Source organism: Nonomuraea sp. NPDC050540, from assembly GCF_044457485.1.
Classification (GTDB): Bacteria; Actinomycetota; Actinomycetes; order Streptosporangiales; family Streptosporangiaceae; genus Nonomuraea.
Genome location: NZ_JBITHA010000013.1, coordinates 55,210 through 78,449 on the forward strand (window position 1 = coordinate 55,210; position 23,240 = coordinate 78,449).

Genomic DNA, 23,240 nt, shown 5'->3' on the forward strand with positions numbered 1-23,240 from the left:
GGTGGCCGGAAGCACGGGTTTTCCGCGGCCCTCAGTCCAGGCCCAGCTTCTTCTTCAGGCTCGCCACATGGCCGGTGGCCTTCACGTTGTAGAGGGCCTGTTCGATCTTGCCGTCGGCGTCGATCACGAAGGTCGAGCGGATCACGCCCACGACCTCCTTGCCGTACAGCTTCTTGGTGCCGTACGCGCCGTAGGCCTTGTGCACCGCGAGCTCAGGGTCCGACAACAGCGGGAACGTCAGCGCGTCCCGCTCCGTGAACTTGACCAGCTTGTCGGTCTTGTCCTTGGACACGCCGAGGACCACGAAGCCCTCCGCGGTCAGCTGCCCCAGATTGTCGCGGAAATCGCAGGCCTGCTTCGTGCAGCCCGGAGTCATCGCGGCAGGGTAGAAATAGAGGATCACCCGCTTGCCGCGCAGCGAGTCGAGCGAGACGGTGCTGCCGTCGGCGGCGGGAAGGGCGAACTCCGGCGCGGCGTCACCAGCTGCCAGCTTGGTTTCGGTCATGACCCAGAACCTACCGGCCTGCCCGGCGTGCCGTACGGTGACCTGACCTGACAGACTGATCGCCTGCGAGAGGAGAGCCATGGCTGACACCGACCCGGACGAGATGGAGCGGCGGATCGCGCAAACGCGCACGGAGCTCGCGCGTACGGTCGACGCCATCGCCGACCGGGTAAGCCCCAAGCGCGTGGCCGAACGCACGGTGGCCGACGTTCGGAGCAGGGCCGGGCACATCGCCACGTCCGTCGGCGACGCCCTCGGCTTCACGGCCCGGCCGGTCCGCATCGAGGACGACCCCGACCACCTTTGGGACGACGAGCCGCCGAGCTTGGCGCCGGTGTTGATCGGGGTGGGGGCGGTACTGGTGGTGGGGGCGGCCATCATGCTGTGGCGCCGGCGGCGCCGCTGACAGGCTCGGGCCTTCGCGGGGGGCGCTTCGCGCTGTGACAGTGGGGCTCTGCCCCACACCCCGGGCGAGGGAGAACCCTCGCGCTCCCCACATGGCTGACGTCCTGCTGTTGCGCCGGGGTGGGCGATCCCTGAGGAAGTGGCCTCGGCACCCGGTGCGTCCGGAGGCCCGGCGGCAACAGGATCCACGCCAGAACAGCCGGGTGCTGGGCGGCATCGCTTCCTCAACACCGTAGGCCCTGGTGTGTGACAACTGAGCCGGCGTCGTCGGAGTTTGTGTCCGGGGCTGGCGTGAAGGGTCGCAGAGTCGTGATGCGAGCCGGCTGGGGTTGGCTAGAAGAGCCAGAAACGGCGTCGGCGTTGTTCGGTGATCCGGGCAAGGAACTTGGCTTCCCCGTACTGGCCGCGGTATTGACCTTGAACGTGTCCCGCGGCGGGGCGGAGGTCTGGAGCATCTGCCGGTTCAGTTTCAACGGACGGGGCTATTCTCGCCCCTGTGATGGCGCGCGACCCGGCCTCGACGATCACCGGTGTCCATAGTTCGGTCCTGCGAGAGGGTCGCGGTTCGGGGGACTGTGGCCGTTCGTGGTCGGGAGGTGTGCTGAGGCGATGGTGGATGGGCTGACGATCGGTCAGGCGGCGGCGTTCGTCGGGGTCACGATCAAGACCGTGCGGCACTATCACCGGCTTGGCCTGGTTACCGAGCCGGAACGTGACAGCTCTGGGTATCGGCGATATCGGTCGGCGGATCTGTTGCGGCTGGTTCAGGTTCGGACGCTGGCCGAGGCCGGTGTGCCGCTGGCTGAGATCGGTGACCTGCTTGACGCTGACTCCGAGCGTTTCGCCACCGCCCTGGACGACGTGCATCGGCGGCTCACCGAGCGTATCGAGGATCTCATCGCGCGCCGTGACACGCTGCACCGTCTCGCTCATGGTGATCGGGTCCTGCTGCCTGATCGGGCCTGCGCGGTTTTGGAGCGGCTTGTTGAGCTTGGGTTTGATTCTGAGTATGTGGCTACGCAACGGGAGGCTCTGGTGCTGGCTCGCGCGCTGGTGCCGGACGTCTTCGCCGGCTTTCTGCGGCAGCTGGAGCAACGGCTCGACGATCCCGAGTTCGTCGAGCTGACCAAGCGTGGCCTGGATGCCAGGTCTTGGGAGCCCGACGACCCGCGGATCGAGGAACTGGCGTCCGCGCTGGCCGACAAGCTGCTGGCCGACCGTGCGCTGCTGGTGATGCCGGACGGATTTCACAACCAGCGTGACGCCGCCTCCCGGTACGGCCTGGTCAACCACCACCGGGAGGACCAGGAGCCGGCTCTCGCCCGGCTCAACGCGCTGGTCGAAGCGAACCTGCGCGCGGCCGGCATCCAGCTCCCGCGCCAGTAGACGCCACCGGGCCCGGCATCGGGGCCTCTGCCTCTCACCGGTACTCAAGCCGACGAAGAGCACGGGCCGGAAGACCGCTCACCTGGTGGACGCCCCCGCGGACCAGCGGGGCGGCGGGGCGGCGGGGTCTCAGGGCGGAATCAGCCGTCGGGCGATGCGCGGGGCCAGGTGGTTCCGGCGGCGCTGTCGCGCCTGCCGCCGATGAGGTACAGGCTGCGCGTGCCGTTGACGGGGTACGGCCGCGCGTGCCAAGGAGAGGCTGCGTGCGCTGCTGATGGGATACGGCCCGCGTGCTGCTGGTGGATACGGCCGCGCGTGCCAGGTGCAGGCTGCGTGTGCCGCCGGTGAGGTACGGGCCGCGCCAGCCGTACCTGCCCGATGTCAGCGGAACGAGCGGCGGTAGGCGGCCGGGGTGGTGTTGAGGGCGGTGTGGAAGCGGCGGCGCAGGTTGACCGCCGAGGAGAGGCCGACGCGGGTGGCGATGGTCTCGACCGGGAGGTCGGTGTCTTCCAGCAGCGCGCGGGTGGTGGCGAGGCGGCGTTCCAGCAGCCAGCGGGCCGGTGGGACGCCGAGCTGGTCGGCGAACTGGCGGGTCAGGGTGCGGGGGGAGACGCCGGAGAAGGCGGCCATGTCCTCGACGGTGATGGGGTCGGACAGGTTGGCGAGCAGCCATTCCAGCAGGCCTGCCAGGGAGTCGGGCATGGGGCCGGTCGTCGGGAGCGGTGGGTACTGGCGCTGGCAGCCTTCGCGGCGCGGTCCGGCGGCGAGCTGGCGGCCGACGCGCATGGCGTGGGAGGCGCCGTGTTCCTGGAGTACCTGGTGGAGGCAGAGGTCGAGGGTGGCGGCCGAGGCTCCGGCGGTGGCGACGTCGCCGTGGTCCACGTAGATGACGGTGTCGTCGGGGACGATGCGGGGGTGGCGCGCGGCCAGGTCGGCGCTGAGTTCCCAGTGGACCGAGGCGCGGCGGCCGTCGAGTAGGCCGAGGGCGGCGGGGACGTAGATACCGGCGCAGACGGCGACGATCCGGCCGCCTCTGGCGTGGACTCCGGCGACGGCGTCCAGGACGGCGGGCGTCGGCGAGACCGTCCAGCTGGCGATAATGACGGTGTCGGCGGTATCGAGGGCGTCGAGGCCGTGTTCGACGTGGATGGGGCTGCCGAGGGTGGTGGTGAGCGGGCCGGGGCGTTCGGCGCAGAGGCGGAAGCTGTAGTGCTGGGGGATCTCCTGCCCCTGGTAGCCGAAGACCGCCGACGCCGAGGTGACCGGGTAGAGCTCCTGGTTCTCGCCGACCAGCGCGACGACGCGGTGCGGGTTGGGCGGGGGAGGCGGCGGAGGGCACACGGGAAGCGTGATGGGAGGCCGCGTCGTCGGCGCCGTCAGGGGCGGCTCCGGGAGTGAGAGCACACGCGGCTCTGGGAGCGAGGGCGCGGGTGGCGCTGAGAGCATGACGCAAATGTACCTAATGATGTCATCTGCGACACCGGTGGTCTGATCTGGAAATATCCAGACTTGTTGCTTATGTGGATGAAGAGTTTCACCCTCTACTTCGGTGCCCGGACGATCTCACTGCTCGGTGACGCCATGATGCCCGTCGCCGCCGCCCTCGCGATCGGTCAGGTGTACGGCATCGCGGGAGTCGGCTCCGTGCTGGCCGTCTGGACCGCCTCCGCCGTCCTTGTCATGCTCTTCGGCGGCGTCCTGGCCGACCGTTTCGGCGCCAGGACCGTGATGATCGGCGCGGACGTGTTGCGTGTTTTCAGCCAGGGCGCGGTGGCGTTCGCCTTCCTTGACGGCGCTCCGCCGTACGCCCTGTTGCTGGCGATGGCGTTCTTGTCCGGCATCGGGGCCGGGATGTTCGAGCCTTCGGTGAACGGGATGGTGCCGCTCGTCTCCCGGGATCCGCAGCGGGCCAACGCCACCCTGAAGATCGCCGAAGCGATCACCCACCTGGCCGGACCGGCGCTGGCCGGGATCCTGGTGCTGGCGGCCGGTCCGGTCTTCGTCTATGCGCTGGACGCGGGAACGTTCCTGGTCAGCGCGGTTCTCCTGCTGCTGGTGCGCGTGGCCGTACCCAAGCCGGAGCCCTCGGACGTGCTGAGCGATCTGCGCCGAGGGTGGCATGAGTTCAAGGCCAGAAGCTGGATGTGGTCGGTCATCCTGGTCTGGGTGTTCTGGGGGGTTCTGGTGATCGGGCCGTCCGTGCCGCTGTCGTCGCAGGTCATCGGGGCCGACTACGGCTGGGTGATGGCGGCTCTCGGCCTGGGCACGGTGGCCGGTGGGCTGGTCGCGATCCGGCTCCGGCCGGGCCGGCCGCTGGCGGCGGGGGCGGTGGCGTTGTCGGGGTATGTGGCGGTGCCGTTGACGGTCGCCCTCGGGCCGCCGCTGCCGGTGATGATGGCCGGGCATGTGCTCGGGGGGGTCGCACTGGCGTTCTGGTCGGTGATGTGGACGACGAGCGTGCAGACGCAGGTGGCGCCCGACGTTCTCAACCGCGTCTCGGCCTACCAGGTGGCCGGGTCGGTCGCGGGCATGGCGGTCGGCCAGGCGCTGGCGGGACCGGTCGCGTTGCTGGTCGAGCCGCGTACCGTCCTGCTGGGCTCGGCGATGGTGACCGTCGGCGTGGTGGCCGCGCTGCTGCTGATCCGGCCGGTACGGGACCTGGGCCGCCGGCCGGTCGCGGGCGAGCCGATCCCGGCCGGTCAGGGTGCGGCGGGGCCGGTCACGGTTTCTCCGGATCAGCGCGGTGGGCTACCTGGCTGAGGAAGACGATGCCGTCGATCAGCCCGAGATGGGCCGGGTCCAGCGGGAAATAGGCGAAGTCGTGCGAAGTGCGCGAGCTCGGCCGGGTGAGGGATTCGGCCAGAGGGCGGGCGTCGACGAGGGCGCGGTCCCAGGGGAGCGCGGACAGGATGCCCTCCACGGTGTCCGGGGGCGGGACCTCGGTGCCGATGGTGCCGAGGGCCGTGGCCAGGAAGGTGTAGCGGTCGCCCAGGTGCGTCTCGGCGATCGCCCCCGCGCCGAACCACTCCAGCGTCTGGTCGCCGAAGCTCATGGCGGCCTTGTTGCGCTGCAGGTGGAGGTTGTGGCCGAAGACCAGGGCCGGGCCGAGTTCGGTGATCGCGCGCAGGTTGGCGGCCATCATCGCGTCCCGCAGGCTCGACAGCCGGCTCCACCTCGCGGGGGAGGAGTCGGCCATCCAGTAGTGGTAACGCAGCAGGCCGACGGCGGTACGCCCGTACAGTCCCGCCAGCTCCCTCTCGGCCACGCCCAGCCCCGGCGCCTGCGTGTCGAGCAGCGCCACCAGGTCGTCGGCGATCAGCCGCAGTTGCCGCGCCTCGTCGGACCGGCCGATCGACTGGGACGGATCCATGGCCGAGTCCTCGTTCGACCACGGATCGTCCTGGCCGAGCAGCGTGTCGAGCGTTTCCCAGGTGTAGGGGAGCGGGTCGTGGAGGAGGTCGTAGAGTGCGGTGAGCGCCTGCCGCGGGCTCGCCGCCCAATACTCCAGCGGACCGTCGAAGCCGAAGAACCGGATCTTTTCCTCATGCTCCTCGTTGTACGCCCGCATCCATCGCACGAGTTCGCGGTTGCCGGGGAAGGCGCCGAAGCCGTGGCTGAAGCCCCGCTCCATGGCCTCGTCGAGGGTGCCGATTCCCTTCGTTACGTAGTCGTCCACGATCAGGCCCATGAGACAGTCGATTTCGAGCGCGATCGATCGGTAACCCTCATGTTCGACCAGGTGCCGGAAGATCTCGTTGCGCGTTTCCGGCAGCGCGTCCACGCGATGGGTGGCCTCACCCAGGCCGAGGAGCAGAGGCCGGGTGGGCAGAGACTGGAGGAAGGTGGAGATGGCCGCGCCGTCGAGGGGACGGGCTATGTCCTTGATGTCCATGACTTCAACGGTATCGTTGAACATTCGGTTGAAACTTTGCCGCGGAAGCAGCGGCGTTCACCCCATGAGACCTTCAATCGGAGAGGGAGGGCGGGATGAACAGTGAGCCCACGTGTCCCCAGTGCCGGGGGAAGCGGGTGCAGTGGGTCGGCGGCATCCCGCTGGCCTGTCACCGCTGCAACAGCCCGGGGTGGGACGACCCGGAGACCGCGTTGCTCCGCCTGTGCCGGTGCTGCCTGGGAAGTGGTGAAGTGGTCGCGGTGGACGAGGAACGCCGCGCTCTGGTGCAGGCCGCGTGCCCGGTGTGCGCTCGGTCGCAGTAGCGCGGAAACTCGATGGACGCACGGCATCGGGCGGTGTCATAGTCGCGGCCGTGAGCACGAACAACCCCGTCCCGCTGCCCGGTGGCCTGGAACTACGCCAGGCGCGGCCCGCGGACCTCGACCAGATCGGCGCCCTGCTCTCCGAGCGCGGCGAACCGGTCGACGCCGTGGACCACCGGCTGGTCGTGGAGGATCCGGAGGCCGGGTGGGAAGCCTGTGCCGTGGTCGTCGACGGGGACCGGGTCGTCTCGACCGCCACGCTGCTCGATGAGAACGTTCGCATCGGCGGCGTGCGGCTGCCGGCCGGACAGGTCGAGCTGGTCGCCACCGACCGCGCGTACGAGGGGCGCGGGCTGGTGCGGGCCCTCATGAAGTGGGCGCACGAACGTTCCGCCGCGCGCGGGCACGTCGTCCAGACGATGATCGGGATCCCGTACTTCTACCGGCTGTTCGGCTACGAGTACGCCATCGACATTCCGCCGGCGCTGAGCGTGCGCCGCCTGCCGCCGGGGGACGGCGCGCCCGCGCTCCGCCGGGCCGAGCCGTCCGACCTCCCCGCCCTGCGGGCGCTGCAGGATGCGGCGCAGAGCCGGTTCGACGTGACCATGCCGCACTCCGCGGCGTGCGCGCGCTGGCTCCTGGCTCATGACGGCAGCAGCACCTGGGTGCTGGAACGGGACGGCGCGGTCGTCGCCTCGGTCCGGGTCCCGCCGCCGGACGGCGAGACCCTGCTCGCCGAGCCCGCCGCGTCCGACGAGGCGGCCGCGCGTGACCTGCTGCGCGGCGTCGCCGCGCTCAGGCCGGACGGCGAGCTGCGGGTCGTCCATCGAGCCGGTACGGTCACCGCCGCCGCCTGGCAGGAGTTCGTGAAGGACGAGCCACGCGAGGAGCCGGAGCGGTACTACGTCCGGATCCCGGACGCCGCGGCGCTGCTCGACCGGCTGCGGCCGCTGCTCTGGCAGCGCCTCACCGAGTCCGGGGTGGACTACGCGGAGCCCGACCTGGTGATCACGACTTTCGGGGCTCACTACCGGATTCCGGTCACCGCCGACGGCCTCGGCGAGGTCACGGCCGGTGGCCAGAAGCAGGGGCCCGGCCCGATGGGCGCGGCGGTGGCGCCGGACTACCTGCCCGCCCTGGTGTTCGGGGCGCAGGGGATGGAGGGGCTGACCCGCGTCAGGCCCGACGTCTACACGAGGCGGAGAGAGCTGTTCCGGGCCCTGTTCCCGCCGCTCACGGCGGACCTGCTCACGTTCTACGTGCCGTACTAGAGGAAGGTGCGGCCCTCGCCGCGGTAGGTGGGGACCTGGCCGACGAGCTCGTCGCCGTCGATCAGGTGCAGGGCGTCGAAACGTTCGCACAGCTCGCCCGCCTTGGCGTGGCGGAACCAGACGCGGTCGCCGACCCTCAGGTCCTGGGCGGCTTGGCCGAGCAACGGGGTCTGGACCTCGCCCGCGCCCTCGTCGGCCGCGTACCGCAGCCCCGCGGGCAGGTAGGGCTGGGGCAGGCGACTGGGCCCCGCCGCTCCCGAGGCGGGGTAGCCGCCGCCCAGCACGGTCACGATGTCGGGGGCCGGTCGGCGCACCACCGGCAGGGCGAACAGGGCGGCGGGGCGGCCGGTGACGCCGCGGTAGAAGTCGAACAGCCGGGGATGGAAGAACCCGGACCCGGCCGCCACCTCGGTGACGGCCTTCTCGCGGACGGTGCGTTCGACGCTGCCGGTGCCGCCGCCGTTGACGAAGTCGAGGTCGGCGAGCCGGCGGACCGCGTTGACGATACGGCCCCGCCTGATGATCAGCTCGCGGGCCGAACGGCTCTGCATGAGGCGGACCAGACGGGTGTAGGCGGCGCTCCCCGGCGGGTCGTCGCCCACTCCGGCGATCTGGGCCTCGTAGGCCATGAGGCCGCTCAGCCTGAGGCCGGGGCGTTTGGCGATGGCGGCGGCGAGTTCGGCGGCCTGCTCGGGCTCGCGGACCGTGGAGCGCAGCGCTCCGGCCCGGAACTTCCCGTTCAGGGCGACGAACGCGGCGTCGATGTCGATGCACAGCCGGATCTCGTGCCGGGACCGCACCCCGGCCACCGCGTCCTCGACGAGGTCCAGGTGGCCGACGGAGTCCACGGTCAGCACGATCTCGCGGGCGGCCGCCGCGTCTGCCGCCAGGCGGGCCAGCGCCTGCCTGTCGGCGGTCGGATAGGCCACGAGGACGTCCGTGAAACCCTGGCTCACCAGCCACAACGCCTCCGGCAGGGTGAAGGCCATGATGCCCTGGAAGCCGTCCATCGCCAGGATGCGTTCGAGCACCGGTCGCGATCGCACCGACTTGCTGGCCACCCTGATGGGCTTGCCGGCGGCCCGCCGTACCAGATCCGCGGCGTTGGCGCGCAGGGCGGCCAGATCGAGGATCGCGAACGGTGGTTCGAGCGCGGCGGTGGCGCGGTCGTAGCGCTGACGGTCGTCCATGGCTGCAGCGTAACCGGACATGAGCATGATTCGCATTCTTCGGAAGTCCCGTAATGATCCGGCAAACCGGCGGCGGGGAGGGCGACGGGCGGCTATGAGCCGTGTACCCATGGTCGATGTGATGACCACGCTCCAGCAGCGGCTGCCGGGCGCAGCTTCCCTCGCCCAGCCGGAGACTCCGCGCAAAAGGTTCACCCGGGCGCTCAAGCCCGCCCGCGCACCCGTCGGCGTGACGCTCGCGCTGGCGCTCACGGCCGGGCTCGGCCTGACCGCGGCGGAGCTGGTCGCGGCGCTGATGGGGACGCCGCTGGGATGGATTCCGCTGGACCGGGTGCTCGCGGTGGCCGGCCGTACCACGTGGTGGGAGATCTCCTTCGCCGCGCTCGTGCCGGTGATCGGCGGTGCGGGGTTGCTGGCGCTCGCGATCGTTCCCGGACGTTCGCGGCTGGTTCCGGTCGAGACCGCCGACCCGCTGATCGTCGTCGGCATCACCCGTTCCGGGCTGCGCCGCACGCTGCGCGCGGTCGCCCAGGACGTCGACGGCGTGGCCCGCGCCCGCGTCCGGCTGCGCAAACGCGCGATCGAGGTTACCGTGACCACGGGATCGGAGAGCTCGGGCGCGATGCTCAGGCAGGTCGGCACCGCGGTGGGCGATCGGCTGGCCGGCCTCGGCGCGATCTGCGCGGGCGAGGTCGTGGTTCGGCTGCGCACCAGGGGGCTGTGATGCGCCAGTACTCCGGCAACCGGATCGGCCTGGCCGTCGTCGGCACGATCCTGCTCGCCGCCGGCGCCTACGCCTACCTGCGCGGCCAGAACCTGTTGCCGGGCCTGGCCCCGCGCGCGAAGGTCCTGCCCGACGCCGCCGCCGAGTCCGTCGCCGCGCAGCCGTGGATGCTCTGGCTGCTGGCGCTGACCCTGCTCGTGCTCGCCCTGCTCTCGCTGCGCTGGTTCCTGCTCAGCCTGGGCTGGGGCCGCAGGGGCGCGCGCAGCGGGACGGGCACCGCGATGTTGTGCGTGGGCCTGAAGGACGTCGAGGGCCTGACCGGCGCGGCCGTACGCGTCGTGGGCGACGCCGAGCGGCTCAACGTCCACCTGGCCTGCCCCGCGTCGGCCGACGTCGGCACGATCGTCAACAAACTGGACCGCGAGATCGTCGGCCGCATCCGCCGCGAGGTCTGCGAGGACGACCGCGGCGCCGTGGTCCGCCTGCACGTACGGCGCTAAGCGTCCACCGCTTGGGCGCGCAGAGAGTCCAGCAGCCGGGCCAGCGCGGCCTGGGTGTCGGCCAGGTCGCGCGGCCCGCCCGCCGCGGCCAGCCAGAGCGCCGCCTCGTTCATCGCGCCGGACAGCAGGTGGGTCAGCGGCTCGACCGGCTGGCGCGCGATGACGCCCAGCTCGACCAGCCCGGTGAGCGCCTCGCCCAGGTGGCGCGCGGAGTTGTCCGTGTCGAGCTTCCGCCACTGCGCCCATCCGAGTACGGCGGGGCCGTCCACCAGCATGATGCGCTGCAGCAGGGGATCGGTGCTGGCCGTCAGGAACGCCCGGCAGCCCGCCACCAGTTGATCCCACGGCTCCTTCTCGGCGTCGGCCGCCGCGACGACCCGCGCGGCCACCTCCTGCTGCACCTGGTCGAGCACGGCGCGGAACAGCTCGGCCTTGCCGGCGAAGTGGTGGTAGAGGGCGCCCTTGGTCACCCCGGCGGCGGCGACGATCTCGGCCAGCCCGACCGCGGCGTACCCCTGGCCGGCGAACAGCCTCCTGCTCTCGCGCAGCAGCGTGGCGCGCGTTTGCTCACGTTGCTCGGCCCGGGTGCTCACATCGACCTCCATTTGACATACCGACGGTATGCGAGCTAGTTTACGTCGCATACCGATGGTATGCGAAAGGAATTTCTCATGAACGTCAGCAGCTTCTACCCGGTCATCGGCAGCTCCCGGCTGGCCGAGTCGCGTGACTTCTATGTGCGACTGTTCGGGTTCGAGATCACTTTTGAGGCCGATTGGTACGTCAGCCTGCGCCGGGGCGCCCATGAGCTGGCCCTGCTGAACTACGACCACCCCACGGTGCCCGCCGCGTACCGTAAGCCCGCCCAGGGCGTTCTGCTCAACGTCGAGGTGGACGACGTGGACGCCGAGTGGGAGCGCCTCGTGCTCACGGAAGGGCTGAAGCCCGAGCTGGAGATCAGGACCGAGGACTTCGGCCAGCGCCACTTCATCGTCGCCGACCCCAACGGCGTCCTGGTCGACGTGATCACCAACGTCGCGCCGTCGGAGGAGTTCGCCGATGGCTACACCGCCGGGTGACTGGCAAGTCTGGCCGGGGGGTCAGCGTGAGGGCCGGTCGTGAGGGGTACGTCATCCCTTCCCCGACATGGCGAGGAGAACACGATGACCCCTGGTTGCGGCAACTGCAGCTGCTCGGACGCGATGTCCACCGGCACCCCGCCGCGCTGGCAGATCGTGCGCGTCGAGTAGGCCGTCCGCGATGCCCCCGCCCCGCGCTGAAGGGCGGGGGCAACACCCGGCCCGCTACACGTTGATGCCGTTGAGCACGCTCACCTGGAACGCGATCGCCGCGGGCGTGGCGGCGGGATCCAGGCGCACGGCCTCCGCCCTGGCCATGGCCGTGGCGAACGAGGTGTCCGGAATCTGGTCGCCGTCGCCGTCCACGAGTTCGTCCAGCGTGTGGGCGCCGTCGGCGAAGTTCAGCCAGGCCGTCAGCAACTGGGCGTCGAGCTGGCGACGCGGGTCGATGCCTCTCGGCGTCAGGACGGTGAACGCCCGCTCCCTGGTCGAGACGTCCACGACCTCGGAGAACACTCTGCTCATGTGCTCCGCCGTGCGCAGCAGGCAGCCCACGGGCGCTCCGCCGGGACGCATGCGCAGCGCCCAGAAGGCCAGCAGCCTCGGGCCGCCGCCGTCGCCGGTGACGACCAGCGTCGCCTCGTCCGCCGCCTGACCGCCGTCGTCGTCGGCCGCCGTCACGCGCACGCCGTACACGCAAGGCCTGGTCCACGTGTGGCGGGCGACGTCGCGCACGTCGCGCGGCCGCACGTCGGGGCTGGGGTCGGGGTCGGTGCCCGGCGGATCGATCAGGTACGCGGTGCTCGTGCTCTGCCCATCGCCCCAGGTCCAGGTCACGGTCAGGTCGTCGCTGCCCGGATCGGCGCCGCGCACGGCCCACTCCGCCGCGACCCCCGCGCGGGCGACGCGCGTGTCCGGCCCCTCGATGGCCACGGCCGGCGCGAGGTTGGCGACGGTGACCGCGGCCGTGTCCCTGCCCGTGCGGCCGCCCTGGTCGGTGACGGTCAGCGTGACCGTGAACGTGCCGTCGTCGCCGTAGACGTGCGTGGCCTGCGCGCCCGTGCCCGTGGTCCCGTCGCCGAAGTCCCAGGCGTAGGTGAGCGCGCCCGTCCCCGTCGCACTGCCGGTGAAGGCGACCGGCGCGTTCTCCACTCCGGTGTACGGTCCCCCGGCCTCGGCCTTCGGAGCCAGCGCCTGCTCGACACGTTCGCGGATCTCCGCCGCGACCTCACCGGTGATCTCCGGTGGCGTCGGCGAGTGCGTGCCGTCGGCGTAGTCGGGGTCGTCGCGGAAGTTGTAGTCGAGATTGGCCCAGTCGTCGTGCCCGGTCAGCGTCTGGCCGGGGCTGGCGCGGCAGTCGTCGAAGCCGAGGTTGTTGATGTCGACGGAGACCCGCTCGGGGTCCTGGCCGTTCTTCTCGTTCCAGTCGAGCGAGCCGTTGGCCTGCGCGCTGCTCAGGCCGCCGGCGCCGCCGTCCGCGCTCCAGAACGTGAAGTCGGTCCCGCCGGCGCCGACGCCGTCGGACTCCAGCAGCGAGTTCTCCTTCAGCTCGGTCAGCGCCCCGCGGGAGTAGTCCAGCCGGTTCGGCCCCGTCACCTGCGGGATCAGCGTGGTCTGGAAGGAGTAGCCCATGATGCTGATGTAGTTCGGCTTGCAGTTGGTGTCGTCGGCGCCGCCGTGACGCAGGCCCAGGTTGTGGCCGAACTCGTGCATGAGCGTGCCCGCCTGCTCCCGGACGTTGCCGACGTGGTGGCCCGCGGTGTCCACGGCCCAGGGCGTGCCGCCGAGCGTCACCAGCACGTCGTTGCCGTTGATCTCGGCCCGTCCCGACGAGTTGCCGCCGTCGCGCGTGTGCCCGAACAGCACGTAGTGGTAGACCTTGCGTTTGGCCTCGATGACCTCGGGTCTGGCCCGCTGGGCGGCCGTGCCGAACGCGCCCGCCTTGATCGTGTCGTACTCCGTCCACGTGGTCACGTCGTTCTCGTGGGCGAGTTCCTCGTCCAGGTCGATGTGCAGGGTGATCCCGGTGCTGCCGTCCGGGTTGATCACCGGGGCGGCGGCGAACGCGGCCACGACGTTCTGGCCGGCCACGGGCAGCAGGTCGTGCTGCTGCATGTGATCAAGCTCCAGGAAGATGTCCCTGCGGCGGCGGTTGGCGCCGGTCAGCGTGAGGTCGGCGACGCCGTCGTCGTTCCCGTCGATGCCCGAGGTCTCCCATTCGTCGAGAATCCCGTCGAGGTCGGTGTCGCCGCTGACGGTGAGCCTCGTCGTGCACGTGGCCAGGATGGTCGCGCCCGTGTGCGACGAGGTGACCTCGATCGTGATGTCGTCGGTTCCGATGGGCGCCGCGCCCGTCGTGAGGTGCGTGTTCACGTTGACCCCGGTGCCGCCGCCCACGTTCCTGACGAGGTAGGTGTGGCGGGGGCCGTAGAAGTCGTTCTCCAGCATCACCGCGGTGAACGTGGTGTCGGGATCGCTCGCCGTCGGATTGCGGAAGCTGAAGTCGAGTGCGAACGTTTCACCGGCCGCCAGGGTCAGGTGCCGCCCGCTGAACCCGCAGCCCGCGGCGGGCGCGGCGAGCGCCGCCCCACTCCGGCCGGGATCCACCGCGATGAGCGCCGCTGCCAGGAGCAGCACCATGGTCGTTTTCACGCCAGGGAAGATCACCCAGCGAAGATCATCAGAAACCCCGCATCAGGGAATTCAACGCTCATATCTGGATCGCGACTCGTTGATCTCCGCCTCGTGGCGCACCGCCCAGTCGGCGAGGGCGGACACCGGTTCGAGCAGCGTCCTGCCCAGCGGCGTCAGGCTGTACTCGACACTGGGCGGCACCGTGGGGAACACCTCCCGGCGCACCAGCCCGTCCACCTCCAGCCCGCGCAGCGTACGGGTCAGCATGCGCTGGCTGATGCCCTCGATCGAGCGGTGCAGCTCGTTGTAGCGACGCGGGCCCTCGCCGAGCAACGCCACCAGCAGCAGGCTCCATCGGTCGCCCATGCGCCGGAACACCCCACCGACCGGGCACTCGTCGAGTTCCGCCAGGGGGACCGGCCGAGGCAGCTCGTGAGCCTGGATGGAGGGGACACGCGTGTTCGTACCTGACATCAAACTGCCTTCTTCCGGCCTCCGGCGTGCGTACCGCACGATGAGTGTCGCTGACCACGAGCCTATGGAGGAGAAGCGCCGTGCCCAAGACCGTGATCATCAGTGGCGGCACCGACGGCATGGGCCGCGCGACCGCTCTGGAACGGCTCGCGCGCGGCGACCGCGTCACCGTGATCGGCGGCAACCAGGCCAAAGGCAAGGTGCTACTCGCCCACGCCAATAACCCTGACCTGCACTTTCTCCAAGCCGATCTCTCCTCGATCGCCGAGGTGGAGCGGGTCGTCACCCACCTGCGCGACTCCCACGACGCCATCGACGCGCTCGCCCTGTTCGCCAACCGCGTCAGTCCGAGACGGCGGGAGAGCGCGGAGGGGCTGGAGTTCACCTTCGCCCTGTACTACCTGAGCCGCTACCTGCTCAGCCACCGCCTGATCCCGCTGCTCGACGCCGCCCCCGCTCCGGTGATCATCAACGTGGCCGGAGTGGGCAACACGGCGGGCGGGATCGTCTGGGAGGACCCGCAGCTGACCCGCCGCTACGGCCAGATCCGCGCCCAGCTCCAGGCCGGCCGCGCCAACGACCTGCTGGGCGTGGCCTTCGCCGACAGCGCCGGCAGCAAGGCCCGTTACGTGCTCTATCACCCCGGCTTCACCCGCAGTGGCACCGGCCACCAGAATCCGCTGGTCAGAGGCTCGCTCAAACTGCTGGCCCGGCTCTTCGCCCGGCCCGTCCCCGACGCGGTCCGGCCGATCGTGGGCTGGATCGACCAGCCCCCATCGGCGGCGCTTTCCGCCGTCGACCGGGGCCGGGAAGTCGACCTGTCGCTGAAGACGCTCGACCCGGCGGACGCCGCCCGATTGGCCGCCTATACCGAGAAACTGCTCCAGAGGGCTTGACCCTGACCCTGCGTCAGGGGTCGAGCATCGGATCCATGACCAGCACATACGACAGATCAGTCCTTGAGGCCGATCTTCAGGCCATCCATGACAAAGGCATCCCCGGGCTGCTCGCCGCGGTGCACACCGGCAGAGAAGTACTGACCGCTCACTGCGGCACGACCTCCGGCCGGCCCGTCGCCCACGACAGCTTCTTCCGGATGGGCAGCACGGGCAAGACCTTCACCGCCACCGTGGCGCTCCAGCTCGTCGGCGAAGGCCGGCTCTCCCTCGACGACACCGTCGAGGACTGGCTCCCCGGCGTGGTACGCGGCAACGGCAACGACGGCGCCAAGATCACCGTCCGGCGGCTGCTCCAGCAGACCAGCGGCCTGCCCGAGTACATCTTCGACGTACCGATCTGGACCGCGGCGGACTTCCGCGAGCACCGCTACGACTCCTACACCGCCGAGGACCTCGTGGCCCTCGCCATGCGCCACGAACCCGACTGGATCCCGGAACCCGACGACCAGCGCTGGAGCTACTCCAACACCAACTACACGCTGACCGGGATGATCATCGAGAAGGTCACCGGGAACCCGCGACCACAGGAGGTGAAGGACCGGATCCTCCGCCCCCTCGGCCTCGACCGCACCTTCTCACCGGGCGGCGACCCCAAGCTCCCGGACCCGCACCCGACCGGCTACACCGCATTCCCCGACAGCCCCGAGCCGGTCGAAACCACCGAATGGAACCTCACCCCGGCCGGCGCGGCAGGCGACCTCATCACCACGATGCCCGACCTCCTGCGGTTCTGGCAGGCACTGCTCGGCGGCGAACTCCTCAACCCGGCCGAACTCGCCGCCATGAAGCGGACCGTCCCCGCCCCCGAATGGGACCCCGTCTTCCCCGGCGCACGCTATGGCCTGGGAATCGCCCAGCTCCAATCCCCCTGCGGCCCCTATTGGGGTCACGCGGGAAACACCCCCGGCCACACCACCCACAGCGGCTTCACCGAGGACGGCCGCCGCGGAATGGTCCTGCTCACCACCCTGTGGGCCCCCAACGAGAACGCCCTCCCCATCGAGAAGCTCATCAACGCCGCGATGGACCACCTCATGTGCGGCGCGAAGATATAGAGGTGCTCACCATCGGTCAGCTCGCCGTTCACGCCGGCGTGACGGTACGCGCCGTCCGCCACTATCACCATCTCGGCCTGCTGCCCGAGCCGGAGCGGGACGCCTCCGGATATCGCCGGTACGGCGCCGCCGCCGTCGTCGACCTGATCCGGATCAAGACCCTGGCCGACGCCGGCGTCCCGCTCGCCCGCATCGACGAACTCCTCCACGCGAGCCCCGGCCACTTCACCGAGGCCGTCACCGAGATCGACGACTCCCTCGCCGAAAGGATGGACCAGCTCCGCGAACACCGCAGGCGCATCTCCGAACTGGCCGCCGGAGACCGGCTGTTCCTCCCGGAGGACGTCGTGCGCATCCTCGACCGCGAGCGCGCCCTGGGCGTCGGCGAGGCTCTGGTACGCGTGGAACGCGACGTCTGGATCATGCTCACCGCCCAGACCCCCCAAGCCGTGCCCGAATGGGTCGCCGTCAAGAGCGCGGCCCTTGACGATCCGGCATTCGTGGAGCTCTACCGGACGATCTCCCACGCCCTGGACTGGCCTCCCACGGATCCACGACTGCCCGGCCTCGCCGAACAGATCACGACATGGCACCACCGAAACCTCGACCGGCCCGGCCCCGGCTCCACCGTCCCGGCCGACCTGATGTTCTCCCACGTCCTGCAGTCATCACCGGCGCTGAGACGGTTGCTGGCACCCCACCCGGCAGACCCCTCATGGCCTGGTCCAGGCGACGGCCTGGAAGAGAACGCCCCGCGATGACCGGCGAGCGGCCGATCGTTCACGGCTTCCGCGTCACCAAGATCGTGCTATCTTCCTGGGTCCTGTGGCGGCCGAGGGATGTGGGGCGACGATGTTCACGTACGAGTTCGGTGTTGTCGAGTGGCTGTGGGACACGAACGCCATCCGGGTCAACCTGCCGGGCGGCAACGAGCGCGTGTTCTCCGGCAGCTACGACGAGGTGGTCGCGGTACTTTCCGAACTCGGCGGCCAGGGCTGGGACGTTGCCACATGTGCCGCCCAAAGCAACTGGCTGTTCTGGACCATGCGGCGCCAGCGCTGACACCCCGCATCGCCACCACAATGTCTGGTTGAACTCAACATCGCGACATGAGCGCCTCCGGCTGCGAGGCGCTCGGCATTCGAGCCTCTCAACCCTGGCGCGACCACCATGTCAGTCACGTGGGGGCGCGAGGGGTATCCCTCGCCCTTGGGCGTGGGATTGCGCCCCACTGGACGCTGCCTGAGCCCACCGTGAAGACCTTGCTATCAGCCATTCAATGGCGTTGACGGCCAAGGCGCCGCGTGAGGTCTCCTTGTACCTGTCGAGCATGTCCCTCCCCGGGCCGCGCATCGTCTTACGGCTATGTCCGTTCGTACGGTTCGCGTTTCCCGGTGGTGATCAGAGGCTCGGCCGGACCACCCGAATACGCACACCTCGACACCTTCATACACGGTGATCGTGTACCAGGTGGTGACGTCGTCGCTGACGTGGTTCAGCTCACAGGCGTTGGGAACGCCCTCCACAGGGTCACGAGCGTAGGCCGCGCTGGCCAGGTCGCGCAGCCCTCAGGCTGTGCCTCGATCTGTTCCCACGCTCGCTTTGGACAGGCGATACGTCGGTCAGGCGCCAATGCCCCACTCTGCGGCCAACTCATCGCGAGCTGGGAATCCACCCCGGCGCAACAACAGGACGTCGGCCACGTGGGGAGCGCGAGGGTTCTCCCTCGCCCGGGGTGTGGGGCGGAGCCCCACTGTCACAGCCCGATCCCCGATGCGCGAAGCGCTCCCATGGGAAGGACCGCGCGGTTAACCCCGGGGGTGTGGGGGCAACGCCCCCACTGTCACAGCCCGACCTCAATGCGCGAAGCGCTCCCATGGGGGAGGACCTTGCTCTTAGCATTCGATGACGTTGACGGCCAGGCCGCCGCGTGAGGTCTCCTTGTACTTGTCGAGCATGTCCCGGCCCGTGTCGCGCATCGTCTTGATGGCCTTGTCCAGGCTGACGAAGTGGCGGCCGTCGCCGCGCAGGGCGATGCGGGCGGCGGTGATGGCCTTGATGCTGGCCACCGCGTTCCGTTCGATGCACGGGATCTGGACCAGGCCGCCGATCGGGTCACACGTCAGGCCCAGGTTGTGCTCGATGCCGATTTCCGCCGCGTTCTCCACCTGCTCGGGAGTGCCGCCCAGGACCTCGGTCAGGCCTGCCGCGGCCATGGAGCAGGCCGAGCCCACCTCGCCCTGGCAGCCCACCTCGGCGCCCGAGATCGACGCGTTCTCCTTGAACAGGACGCCGATCGCGGCCGCTGTCAGCATGAAGCGGACCACGCCCTCGTCGTTGGCCTGGGGGACGAAGCGCGTGTAGTACGTCAGGACGGCCGGGATGATGCCTGCCGCGCCGTTGGTGGGGGCGGTCACGATGCGGCCCCCGGCGGCGTTCTCCTCGTTGACGGCGAGGGCGAACAACGAGACCCAGTCCATCGTCTGGAGCGGGTCCTTCTCGGGGGACTCGCTGCACAACTGGCGGTGGAGCTGGTGGGCGCGGCGGCGGACCTTCAGGCCGCCGGGCAGCATGCCTTCCTTGCTGATCCCGCGGCTCACACACTCGGCCATGACCCGCCACAGGTTCAGGATGCCGTCGCGGATCTCCTGTTCGGTACGGCCGAAGGCCTTCTCGTTCTCCAGGATGAGGCCGGAGATGGAGAGACCGGTGTTGTGGCAGTGCTTCAGGAGCTCTTCGGCGGTGGTGAACGGGTACGGAACGACGGTGTCGTCGGGCTTGATGCGGTCGGCGCCGGTGGCGTTCTCGTCGACGACGAAGCCGCCGCCCACGGAGAAGTACACCTTCTCGCGGAGCTTCTCCCCGTCGGCGGCGAAGGCGGTGAAGCGCATGCCGTTGGGGTGCTCGGGCAGACTGATCTTGCGTTCGAAGACCAGGTCCTCGCCGACGACGAACGGGATGTCGCGCTCGCCGTACAGGCGGACGGTTCCGGCGGCGCGCATGGCGGCGAGGCGTTCGTCGACGGTGTCGACGTCGACGAGTTCGGGCTTCTCGCCGGACAGGCCGAGGAGCACGGCCTTGTCACTGCCGTGGCCTTTGCCGGTCAGGCCGAGGGAGCCGTAGAGGATGGCCTCGACCCGCGCGGTCCGCTCGACGAGGCCGTCTTCGTGCAGGCCGCGCGCGAACTTGTGCGCGGCTGCCATCGGGCCGCCGGTGTGTGAGCTCGACGGGCCGATTCCGATCTTGAAAAGGTCGAAGACGCTGATCGCCATTGATGCGTCCTTCCGCAACAGGGGGGAGGGCGGTGCCGGGGCCCATGCCGGGCCCCGGCGATTGGTCAGGAGTCGCCGGAGGTGAGTGCTCCGTACTCCTCAGCCGAGAGGAGGTCCTCCGGGTCGCCTTCGAGACGCACCCGGAACATCCAGCCGTCGCCGTAAGGGTCGTTGTTGACCAGCGACGGGTCGTCCACGACGGCCTGGTTCACCTCGGTGACCTCGCCGCCGACCGGAGCGTAGATCTCGCTCACCGACTTGGTCGACTCGACCTCGCCGATGGAGTCGCCGGCCTCGACGTTCGAGCCCGCCTCGGGAAGCTGCACGAAGACGACGTCACCCAGGGCCTCGGCCGCGAAGGCCGTGATGCCGACGGTCACGGTCCGGCCGTCGTCGAGACCGGCCACCCATTCGTGCTCCTTGGTGTAGCTCAGCTCGTCAGGGATGCTGCTCACTTACGTCCTCCTGCTGGTTACTGCGCTTGTATTCACGAACGGGCGCTGCGCTTGTAGAAGGGCAATGCGACGAGGTCCATGCCCTCCTGGCTGCCCCGGATGTCCACGGCCACGCCTTCGGTGACACCAGTGTCCACGTAGGCCATCGCGATGGGCTTACCCAGGGTCTGGGAAGGGGCCCCGCTGGTGACCTCGCCGACCACGGCGCCGTCCTTGGTCACCGGGTACCCGTGGCGGGGGACCCGGCGCCCGTGCGCGACCAGTCCGACGAGGCGCCGCCGCGGCGGGTCGTCCTTGACCGCCTCCAGCGCCGCCCTGCCGACGAAGTCGCCGGGCTTGTCGAATTTCACCACTCGGCCCAGGCCCGCGTCGAACGGGGTGAGCGCGGTGGACAGCTCGTTGCCGTAGAGCGGCATGCCGGCTTCGAGGCGCAGCGTGTCGCGCGAGGACAGTCCCGCCGGAATCAGCCCGTACGGCTCGCCCGCCTTGACCAGCGCCTGCCACAACGGCACCGCGTCCTCGTTGGCGATGAACAGCTCGAAGCCGTCCTCGCCGGTGTAGCCGGTGCGGGCGATGAGCGCCTGGGCGCCGGCGACGACGCCGGGCAGGCCGGCGTAGTACTTGAGTCCCGGCAGGTCGGCGTCGGTGAGCGAGGAGAGGATCTCCTGGGCGCGCGGACCCTGCACGGCGACGAGCGCCCACTGCTCGGACTGGTCGTCCACGACGGCGTCGAACTCGGCGGCGCGCGCGGTCAGCTCGCGGGCCACGAGGAGGTAGTTGGAGGCGTTGGCCACGACCATGAACTGTTCGTCGGCGAGCCGGTAGACGATCAGGTCGTCCAGGACCCCGCCGTCCTCCCCGACGATCATCGTGTAGCGGGCCCGTCCGGGCGCCAGCGCCGAGAGGTGGCCGACGAGCGCGTAGTCGAGTGCCTCGCCCGCCTGGGGACCGGTCAGGAAGATCTCGCCCATGTGCGAGAGGTCGAACAGTCCGGCGGCGGTGCGCACGGCGTTGTGCTCGGCGGACTCGCTGCCGTAGCGCAGCGGCATCAGCCAGCCGGCGAAGTCGGTCAGCGTCGCGCCGAGACTCTCGTGAACGTCTCGCAGCGGTGTCGGTCGGGACATTGGTCTTCGCACCTCAGGGCAGGGTCGGATGCCAGCATCCTCCCCCTCTGTCATCGATGCCTGAGAGCTTCGCCCGGGTTTTGCCGGACTTTCACCTTCGGCGAGGCCCGGAGGCCTGCTTTCCAGAGGCACCTCGCCCGAGCGGTCCTTTGCCTTGAGAGGTTCGCGGGGAGGGCTTGCTCCTTCAGGGGCTCTGACCGGATTGTCAGAACGCTCTCCCGCACGGGTTCACCGGTGTCTCCAACCAGCCTAGTGCCGTCACGGGGGTGTTGTCGCGTGTGGATCGCGCCAATCGATCTCTTCCGTGAGCTTGTGCAGGGTTGTGGCGCCGATGCGGCCTTCGGTGTACATCTGGCCGAGCGTCTCGCGCTGCGCCCTGGCGAGCTCGTCGCGCAGCTCGTGGGGGGCGCCGGCGTTCGCCTCGACCGCGAGCAACTGCCGCTGCGCCCACAGCGTGCCGGTGTCGAGACGGTGGGAGATCTGGTCGAGCCTGCGCATCGCCGCCGCGGCCGCCGCCTGCCGCGCCCGCGCCTCCTCCTCGGGCGCCGCGACACCCCCACTCTCCGGTACGGCGGCGCGGCACGTGAGCAGGGCGAACCCGCTGACCAGCACCACCGAGGCGGCGGCGAAGATCAACGCGTCCTGGGCGGGCAGCGCGGGCATGGCCAGCGCGATGGCCAGCGTCGAGGCCCCGCGGGTGCCGCCCAGCGTGAGGGCCCGGACGCTGCGCCGGTCGACGGCCAGCGCGAACGCCAGCCGTACCAGCGAAGTCGCGCCCAGCAGTGCCGCGGTGACCAGCAGGACCGTCGTGATCGGCAGCCCGGAGTGTGAGCCGCCCAGATCGCGCAGTTGGAGGCCGAGCAGGACCGCGAGCGTCCCGCCGAGCAGGAACGTCAGCACCTGCCAGGTGATCCGCTCGGTGGCCCGCGCGGGGGTGTGGAAGAGGCGGCCGCGCGCCCCGACGTAGAAGCCGGCGGCGGTGACGGCGAGCGGGCCGGACAGCCCGAGCTTGCTCGCGCTGATCTCGGCGACGAACGGCGTGGCCAGCGAGAGCACGATCAGCGTCCCCGAGTCGGCCAGCCGGCGGCGCAACTGCACGACGACCCAGCCGAGCGCGAGGCCCGCGAGCGCGCCGCCGGCGATCGCCGCGGCCAGTTGCAGCGCGGCCACGGAGACGGTCTCGGGGCGTTTGAGCTGCTCAAGCCCGATGGCGAGCAGCACGACCGCGACGCCCTCGTTGATCAGGCTCTCGCCTCGCAGCACGGTGAGCACGCGCTCCGGCGCGCCGAGCCGGTCGAGGACGAGTGCCTGGGTGGGCGCGAAGGCGGCGCCGACGGTCAGCGCGGCGCCCCACGGCAGGCCGGGGAGCAGAAGATGGGCCACGAGGGTGACGGCGCCGGCGGTGGCGAGGGTGAGCCCGACGCCGAGGAGCATGATCGGCCGCCAGGCGTCACGTGACTCGCGGGGCGCGCTGCGCGTGGTGGCGTGGTGGTAGAGCAGGGGCGGGATGAGGACGGTCAGCACGACGTACGGGTCCATCGACACGACCGGCACCCAGGGCAGGATTCCCACGAGCATGCCGAGCAGGACCAGGAACGGCAGGGGTGGCAGCCTCCACCTCGTGCTGAGAAATCGGGCCAGCACGATCGAGACGGCGACGAGCGCGGCGATGATCACCAGGTCGCTGGACAAAAGCTCGGGCTCCCTCCTGAGGGGGATCGGATCCGGACAACGGTGGCGAGCCTATGGGGGATATGTCCGGATCGGGCCGAGCTTGGTGTGCGAGGTGATCAGTGTTTGCCGAGAGGTTCAGGGGCCCTGCGTGTTGCTTGCCCCGTGTTTAACGGGATATTTCGGGACTTTGCGGGGCGTGTGATGCAACGCATAGCGCGGCCGGCCGTCCCCCCGGATGAACGGCCGGCCACGGGGTGTGGCCGGGAACCTGGCACACCCCAGCGGTTCCCGGCCACGTCTGTACGACCGGCGCCTGGC

At 70.2% G+C, this 23,240-nt stretch carries 23 protein-coding genes and 1 riboswitch; of the genes, 12 read left to right on the forward strand and 11 right to left on the reverse strand.

The window, feature by feature from the left end; translation table 11 throughout:
• Window positions 1-31 precede the first annotated feature (31 nt).
• Window positions 32-505, reverse strand: a complete 474-nt coding sequence (gene bcp / locus ACIBI5_RS35980; RefSeq protein ID WP_397095071.1) for a thioredoxin-dependent thiol peroxidase — start codon at window positions 503-505, stop codon at window positions 32-34.
• A gap of 79 nt (window positions 506-584) precedes the next feature.
• On the opposite strand from bcp, the gene ACIBI5_RS35985 reads away from it, so the two are divergent.
• Both ACIBI5_RS35985 and ACIBI5_RS35990 read left to right on the forward strand, forming a co-directional pair.
• Window positions 585-911, forward strand: a complete 327-nt coding sequence (locus tag ACIBI5_RS35985) for a DUF3618 domain-containing protein (protein ID WP_184965813.1) — start codon at window positions 585-587, stop codon at window positions 909-911.
• 608 nt (window positions 912-1,519) lie between these two features.
• Entirely contained in the window at window positions 1,520-2,296 is a 777-nt protein-coding gene (locus ACIBI5_RS35990) for a MerR family transcriptional regulator (protein ID WP_397253358.1), read from the forward strand.
• 381 nt (window positions 2,297-2,677) lie between these two features.
• Here ACIBI5_RS35990 and ACIBI5_RS35995 read toward each other — a convergent pair whose 3' ends face one another.
• Complete coding sequence (locus tag ACIBI5_RS35995; RefSeq protein ID WP_397253360.1) at window positions 2,678-3,637, reverse strand: GlxA family transcriptional regulator; 960 nt, start codon at window positions 3,635-3,637, stop codon at window positions 2,678-2,680.
• A 183-nt stretch (window positions 3,638-3,820) separates the two neighbouring features.
• Between ACIBI5_RS35995 and ACIBI5_RS36000 the strand changes: the two genes are divergently transcribed.
• A complete protein-coding gene (locus tag ACIBI5_RS36000; protein ID WP_397253362.1) occupies window positions 3,821-5,056 on the forward strand; it encodes an MFS transporter in 1,236 nt (411 codons plus the stop codon).
• Here ACIBI5_RS36000 and ACIBI5_RS36005 read toward each other — a convergent pair.
• On the reverse strand, window positions 5,016-6,188 hold the full coding sequence (locus ACIBI5_RS36005; protein WP_397253364.1) for an erythromycin esterase family protein: 1,173 nt from the start codon (window positions 6,186-6,188) through the stop codon (window positions 5,016-5,018). The genes ACIBI5_RS36000 and ACIBI5_RS36005 overlap by 41 nt on opposite strands.
• 95 nt (window positions 6,189-6,283) lie before the next feature.
• On the opposite strand from ACIBI5_RS36005, the gene ACIBI5_RS36010 reads away from it, so the two are divergent.
• Together ACIBI5_RS36010 and ACIBI5_RS36015 are read left to right on the forward strand one after the other, a co-directional pair.
• Window positions 6,284-6,511, forward strand: a complete 228-nt coding sequence (locus ACIBI5_RS36010) for a hypothetical protein (RefSeq protein ID WP_397253366.1) — start codon at window positions 6,284-6,286, stop codon at window positions 6,509-6,511.
• A gap of 50 nt (window positions 6,512-6,561) precedes the next feature.
• On the forward strand, window positions 6,562-7,782 hold the full coding sequence (locus tag ACIBI5_RS36015) for a GNAT family N-acetyltransferase (RefSeq protein ID WP_397253368.1): 1,221 nt from the start codon (window positions 6,562-6,564) through the stop codon (window positions 7,780-7,782).
• Here the strand turns inward: ACIBI5_RS36015 and ACIBI5_RS36020 are convergent.
• Window positions 7,779-8,972 (reverse strand): amino acid deaminase/aldolase, encoded by a 1,194-nt coding sequence (locus ACIBI5_RS36020; protein WP_397253370.1) that lies wholly within the window; start codon window positions 8,970-8,972, stop codon window positions 7,779-7,781. The genes ACIBI5_RS36015 and ACIBI5_RS36020 overlap by 4 nt on opposite strands.
• A gap of 121 nt (window positions 8,973-9,093) precedes the next feature.
• Here ACIBI5_RS36020 and ACIBI5_RS36025 point away from each other — a divergent pair, with 121 nt between their 5' ends.
• Window positions 9,094-9,696, forward strand: coding sequence for a DUF6286 domain-containing protein (locus ACIBI5_RS36025; protein WP_397253372.1), 603 nt, complete (start codon window positions 9,094-9,096; stop codon window positions 9,694-9,696).
• A complete protein-coding gene (locus ACIBI5_RS36030) occupies window positions 9,696-10,196 on the forward strand; it encodes a hypothetical protein (protein ID WP_397253374.1) in 501 nt (166 codons plus the stop codon). Before ACIBI5_RS36025 ends, ACIBI5_RS36030 begins: the two co-directional genes overlap by 1 nt.
• Here ACIBI5_RS36030 and ACIBI5_RS36035 read toward each other — a convergent pair.
• Window positions 10,193-10,801 carry a TetR/AcrR family transcriptional regulator gene (locus tag ACIBI5_RS36035; RefSeq protein ID WP_397253376.1) on the reverse strand — a complete coding sequence of 203 codons (609 nt, stop codon included), beginning with the start codon at window positions 10,799-10,801 and terminating at the stop codon, window positions 10,193-10,195. The two genes, ACIBI5_RS36030 and ACIBI5_RS36035, sit on opposite strands and share 4 nt — an antisense overlap.
• Window positions 10,802-10,867: 66 nt before the next feature.
• On the opposite strand from ACIBI5_RS36035, the gene ACIBI5_RS36040 reads away from it, so the two are divergent.
• The gene (locus ACIBI5_RS36040; RefSeq protein WP_397253378.1) at window positions 10,868-11,275 is read left to right on the forward strand and encodes a VOC family protein; all 408 of its coding nucleotides are present in this window, start codon (window positions 10,868-10,870) and stop codon (window positions 11,273-11,275) included.
• 225 nt (window positions 11,276-11,500) lie between these two features.
• On the opposite strand, the gene ACIBI5_RS36045 is transcribed toward ACIBI5_RS36040, so the two are convergent.
• Entirely contained in the window at window positions 11,501-13,927 is a 2,427-nt protein-coding gene (locus tag ACIBI5_RS36045; protein WP_397253380.1) for a PKD domain-containing protein, read from the reverse strand.
• Between the two features lie 51 nt (window positions 13,928-13,978).
• Window positions 13,979-14,383, reverse strand: coding sequence for a winged helix-turn-helix transcriptional regulator (locus ACIBI5_RS36050; RefSeq protein ID WP_397253382.1), 405 nt, complete (start codon window positions 14,381-14,383; stop codon window positions 13,979-13,981).
• An 80-nt stretch (window positions 14,384-14,463) separates the two neighbouring features.
• Between ACIBI5_RS36050 and ACIBI5_RS36055 the strand changes: the two genes are divergently transcribed.
• The 4 genes from ACIBI5_RS36055 to ACIBI5_RS36070 all read left to right on the forward strand — a co-directional run bounded on the left by ACIBI5_RS36055 (window position 14,464) and on the right by ACIBI5_RS36070 (window position 17,459).
• A complete protein-coding gene (locus ACIBI5_RS36055) occupies window positions 14,464-15,279 on the forward strand; it encodes an SDR family NAD(P)-dependent oxidoreductase (protein ID WP_397253384.1) in 816 nt (271 codons plus the stop codon).
• Window positions 15,280-15,314: 35 nt separating this feature from the next.
• Window positions 15,315-16,397 carry a serine hydrolase domain-containing protein gene (locus tag ACIBI5_RS36060; protein WP_397253386.1) on the forward strand — a complete coding sequence of 361 codons (1,083 nt, stop codon included), beginning with the start codon at window positions 15,315-15,317 and terminating at the stop codon, window positions 16,395-16,397.
• A gap of 2 nt (window positions 16,398-16,399) precedes the next feature.
• A complete protein-coding gene (locus tag ACIBI5_RS36065) occupies window positions 16,400-17,158 on the forward strand; it encodes a MerR family transcriptional regulator (RefSeq protein WP_397253388.1) in 759 nt (252 codons plus the stop codon).
• Window positions 17,159-17,249: 91 nt separating this feature from the next.
• Window positions 17,250-17,459 (forward strand): hypothetical protein, encoded by a 210-nt coding sequence (locus tag ACIBI5_RS36070; RefSeq protein WP_397253390.1) that lies wholly within the window; start codon window positions 17,250-17,252, stop codon window positions 17,457-17,459.
• Window positions 17,460-18,292: 833 nt separating this feature from the next.
• On the opposite strand, the gene ACIBI5_RS36075 is transcribed toward ACIBI5_RS36070, so the two are convergent.
• From ACIBI5_RS36075 to ACIBI5_RS36090, 4 genes are all read right to left on the reverse strand, one after another.
• Window positions 18,293-19,669, reverse strand: a complete 1,377-nt coding sequence (locus ACIBI5_RS36075) for an L-serine ammonia-lyase (protein WP_397253392.1) — start codon at window positions 19,667-19,669, stop codon at window positions 18,293-18,295.
• A 65-nt stretch (window positions 19,670-19,734) separates the two neighbouring features.
• On the reverse strand, window positions 19,735-20,124 hold the full coding sequence (gene gcvH, locus ACIBI5_RS36080) for a glycine cleavage system protein GcvH (protein ID WP_397253394.1): 390 nt from the start codon (window positions 20,122-20,124) through the stop codon (window positions 19,735-19,737).
• A 32-nt stretch (window positions 20,125-20,156) separates the two neighbouring features.
• Window positions 20,157-21,248 carry a glycine cleavage system aminomethyltransferase GcvT gene (gcvT, locus tag ACIBI5_RS36085; RefSeq protein ID WP_397253396.1) on the reverse strand — a complete coding sequence of 364 codons (1,092 nt, stop codon included), beginning with the start codon at window positions 21,246-21,248 and terminating at the stop codon, window positions 20,157-20,159.
• 132 nt (window positions 21,249-21,380) lie between these two features.
• Window positions 21,381-21,479, reverse strand: a riboswitch (glycine riboswitch).
• Window positions 21,480-21,506: 27 nt separating this feature from the next.
• A complete protein-coding gene (locus tag ACIBI5_RS36090; RefSeq protein ID WP_397253398.1) occupies window positions 21,507-22,940 on the reverse strand; it encodes a cation:proton antiporter in 1,434 nt (477 codons plus the stop codon).
• Between the last annotated feature and the right edge of the window lie 300 nt (window positions 22,941-23,240).

Excerpts from the sequence above, each read along its gene's own strand:
- bcp (WP_397095071.1), bottom strand. The coding sequence starts at position 505 with ATGACCGAAACCAAGCTGGCAGCTGGTGACGCCGCGCCGGAGTTCGCC.
- ACIBI5_RS35985 (WP_184965813.1), top strand. The coding sequence starts at position 585 with ATGGCTGACACCGACCCGGACGAGATGGAGCGGCGGATCGCGCAAACG.
- ACIBI5_RS35990 (WP_397253358.1), top strand. The coding sequence starts at position 1,520 with ATGGTGGATGGGCTGACGATCGGTCAGGCGGCGGCGTTCGTCGGGGTC.
- ACIBI5_RS36000 (WP_397253362.1), top strand. The coding sequence starts at position 3,821 with ATGAAGAGTTTCACCCTCTACTTCGGTGCCCGGACGATCTCACTGCTC.
- ACIBI5_RS36005 (WP_397253364.1), bottom strand. The coding sequence starts at position 6,188 with ATGGACATCAAGGACATAGCCCGTCCCCTCGACGGCGCGGCCATCTCC.
- ACIBI5_RS36010 (WP_397253366.1), top strand. The coding sequence starts at position 6,284 with ATGAACAGTGAGCCCACGTGTCCCCAGTGCCGGGGGAAGCGGGTGCAG.
- ACIBI5_RS36020 (WP_397253370.1), bottom strand. The coding sequence starts at position 8,972 with ATGGACGACCGTCAGCGCTACGACCGCGCCACCGCCGCGCTCGAACCA.
- ACIBI5_RS36025 (WP_397253372.1), top strand. The coding sequence starts at position 9,094 with ATGACCACGCTCCAGCAGCGGCTGCCGGGCGCAGCTTCCCTCGCCCAG.
- ACIBI5_RS36030 (WP_397253374.1), top strand. The coding sequence starts at position 9,696 with ATGCGCCAGTACTCCGGCAACCGGATCGGCCTGGCCGTCGTCGGCACG.
- ACIBI5_RS36035 (WP_397253376.1), bottom strand. The coding sequence starts at position 10,801 with ATGGAGGTCGATGTGAGCACCCGGGCCGAGCAACGTGAGCAAACGCGC.
- ACIBI5_RS36040 (WP_397253378.1), top strand. The coding sequence starts at position 10,868 with ATGAACGTCAGCAGCTTCTACCCGGTCATCGGCAGCTCCCGGCTGGCC.
- ACIBI5_RS36050 (WP_397253382.1), bottom strand. The coding sequence starts at position 14,383 with ATGTCAGGTACGAACACGCGTGTCCCCTCCATCCAGGCTCACGAGCTG.
- ACIBI5_RS36060 (WP_397253386.1), top strand. The coding sequence starts at position 15,315 with ATGACCAGCACATACGACAGATCAGTCCTTGAGGCCGATCTTCAGGCC.
- ACIBI5_RS36070 (WP_397253390.1), top strand. The coding sequence starts at position 17,250 with ATGTTCACGTACGAGTTCGGTGTTGTCGAGTGGCTGTGGGACACGAAC.
- ACIBI5_RS36075 (WP_397253392.1), bottom strand. The coding sequence starts at position 19,669 with ATGGCGATCAGCGTCTTCGACCTTTTCAAGATCGGAATCGGCCCGTCG.
- gcvT (WP_397253396.1), bottom strand. The coding sequence starts at position 21,248 with ATGTCCCGACCGACACCGCTGCGAGACGTTCACGAGAGTCTCGGCGCG.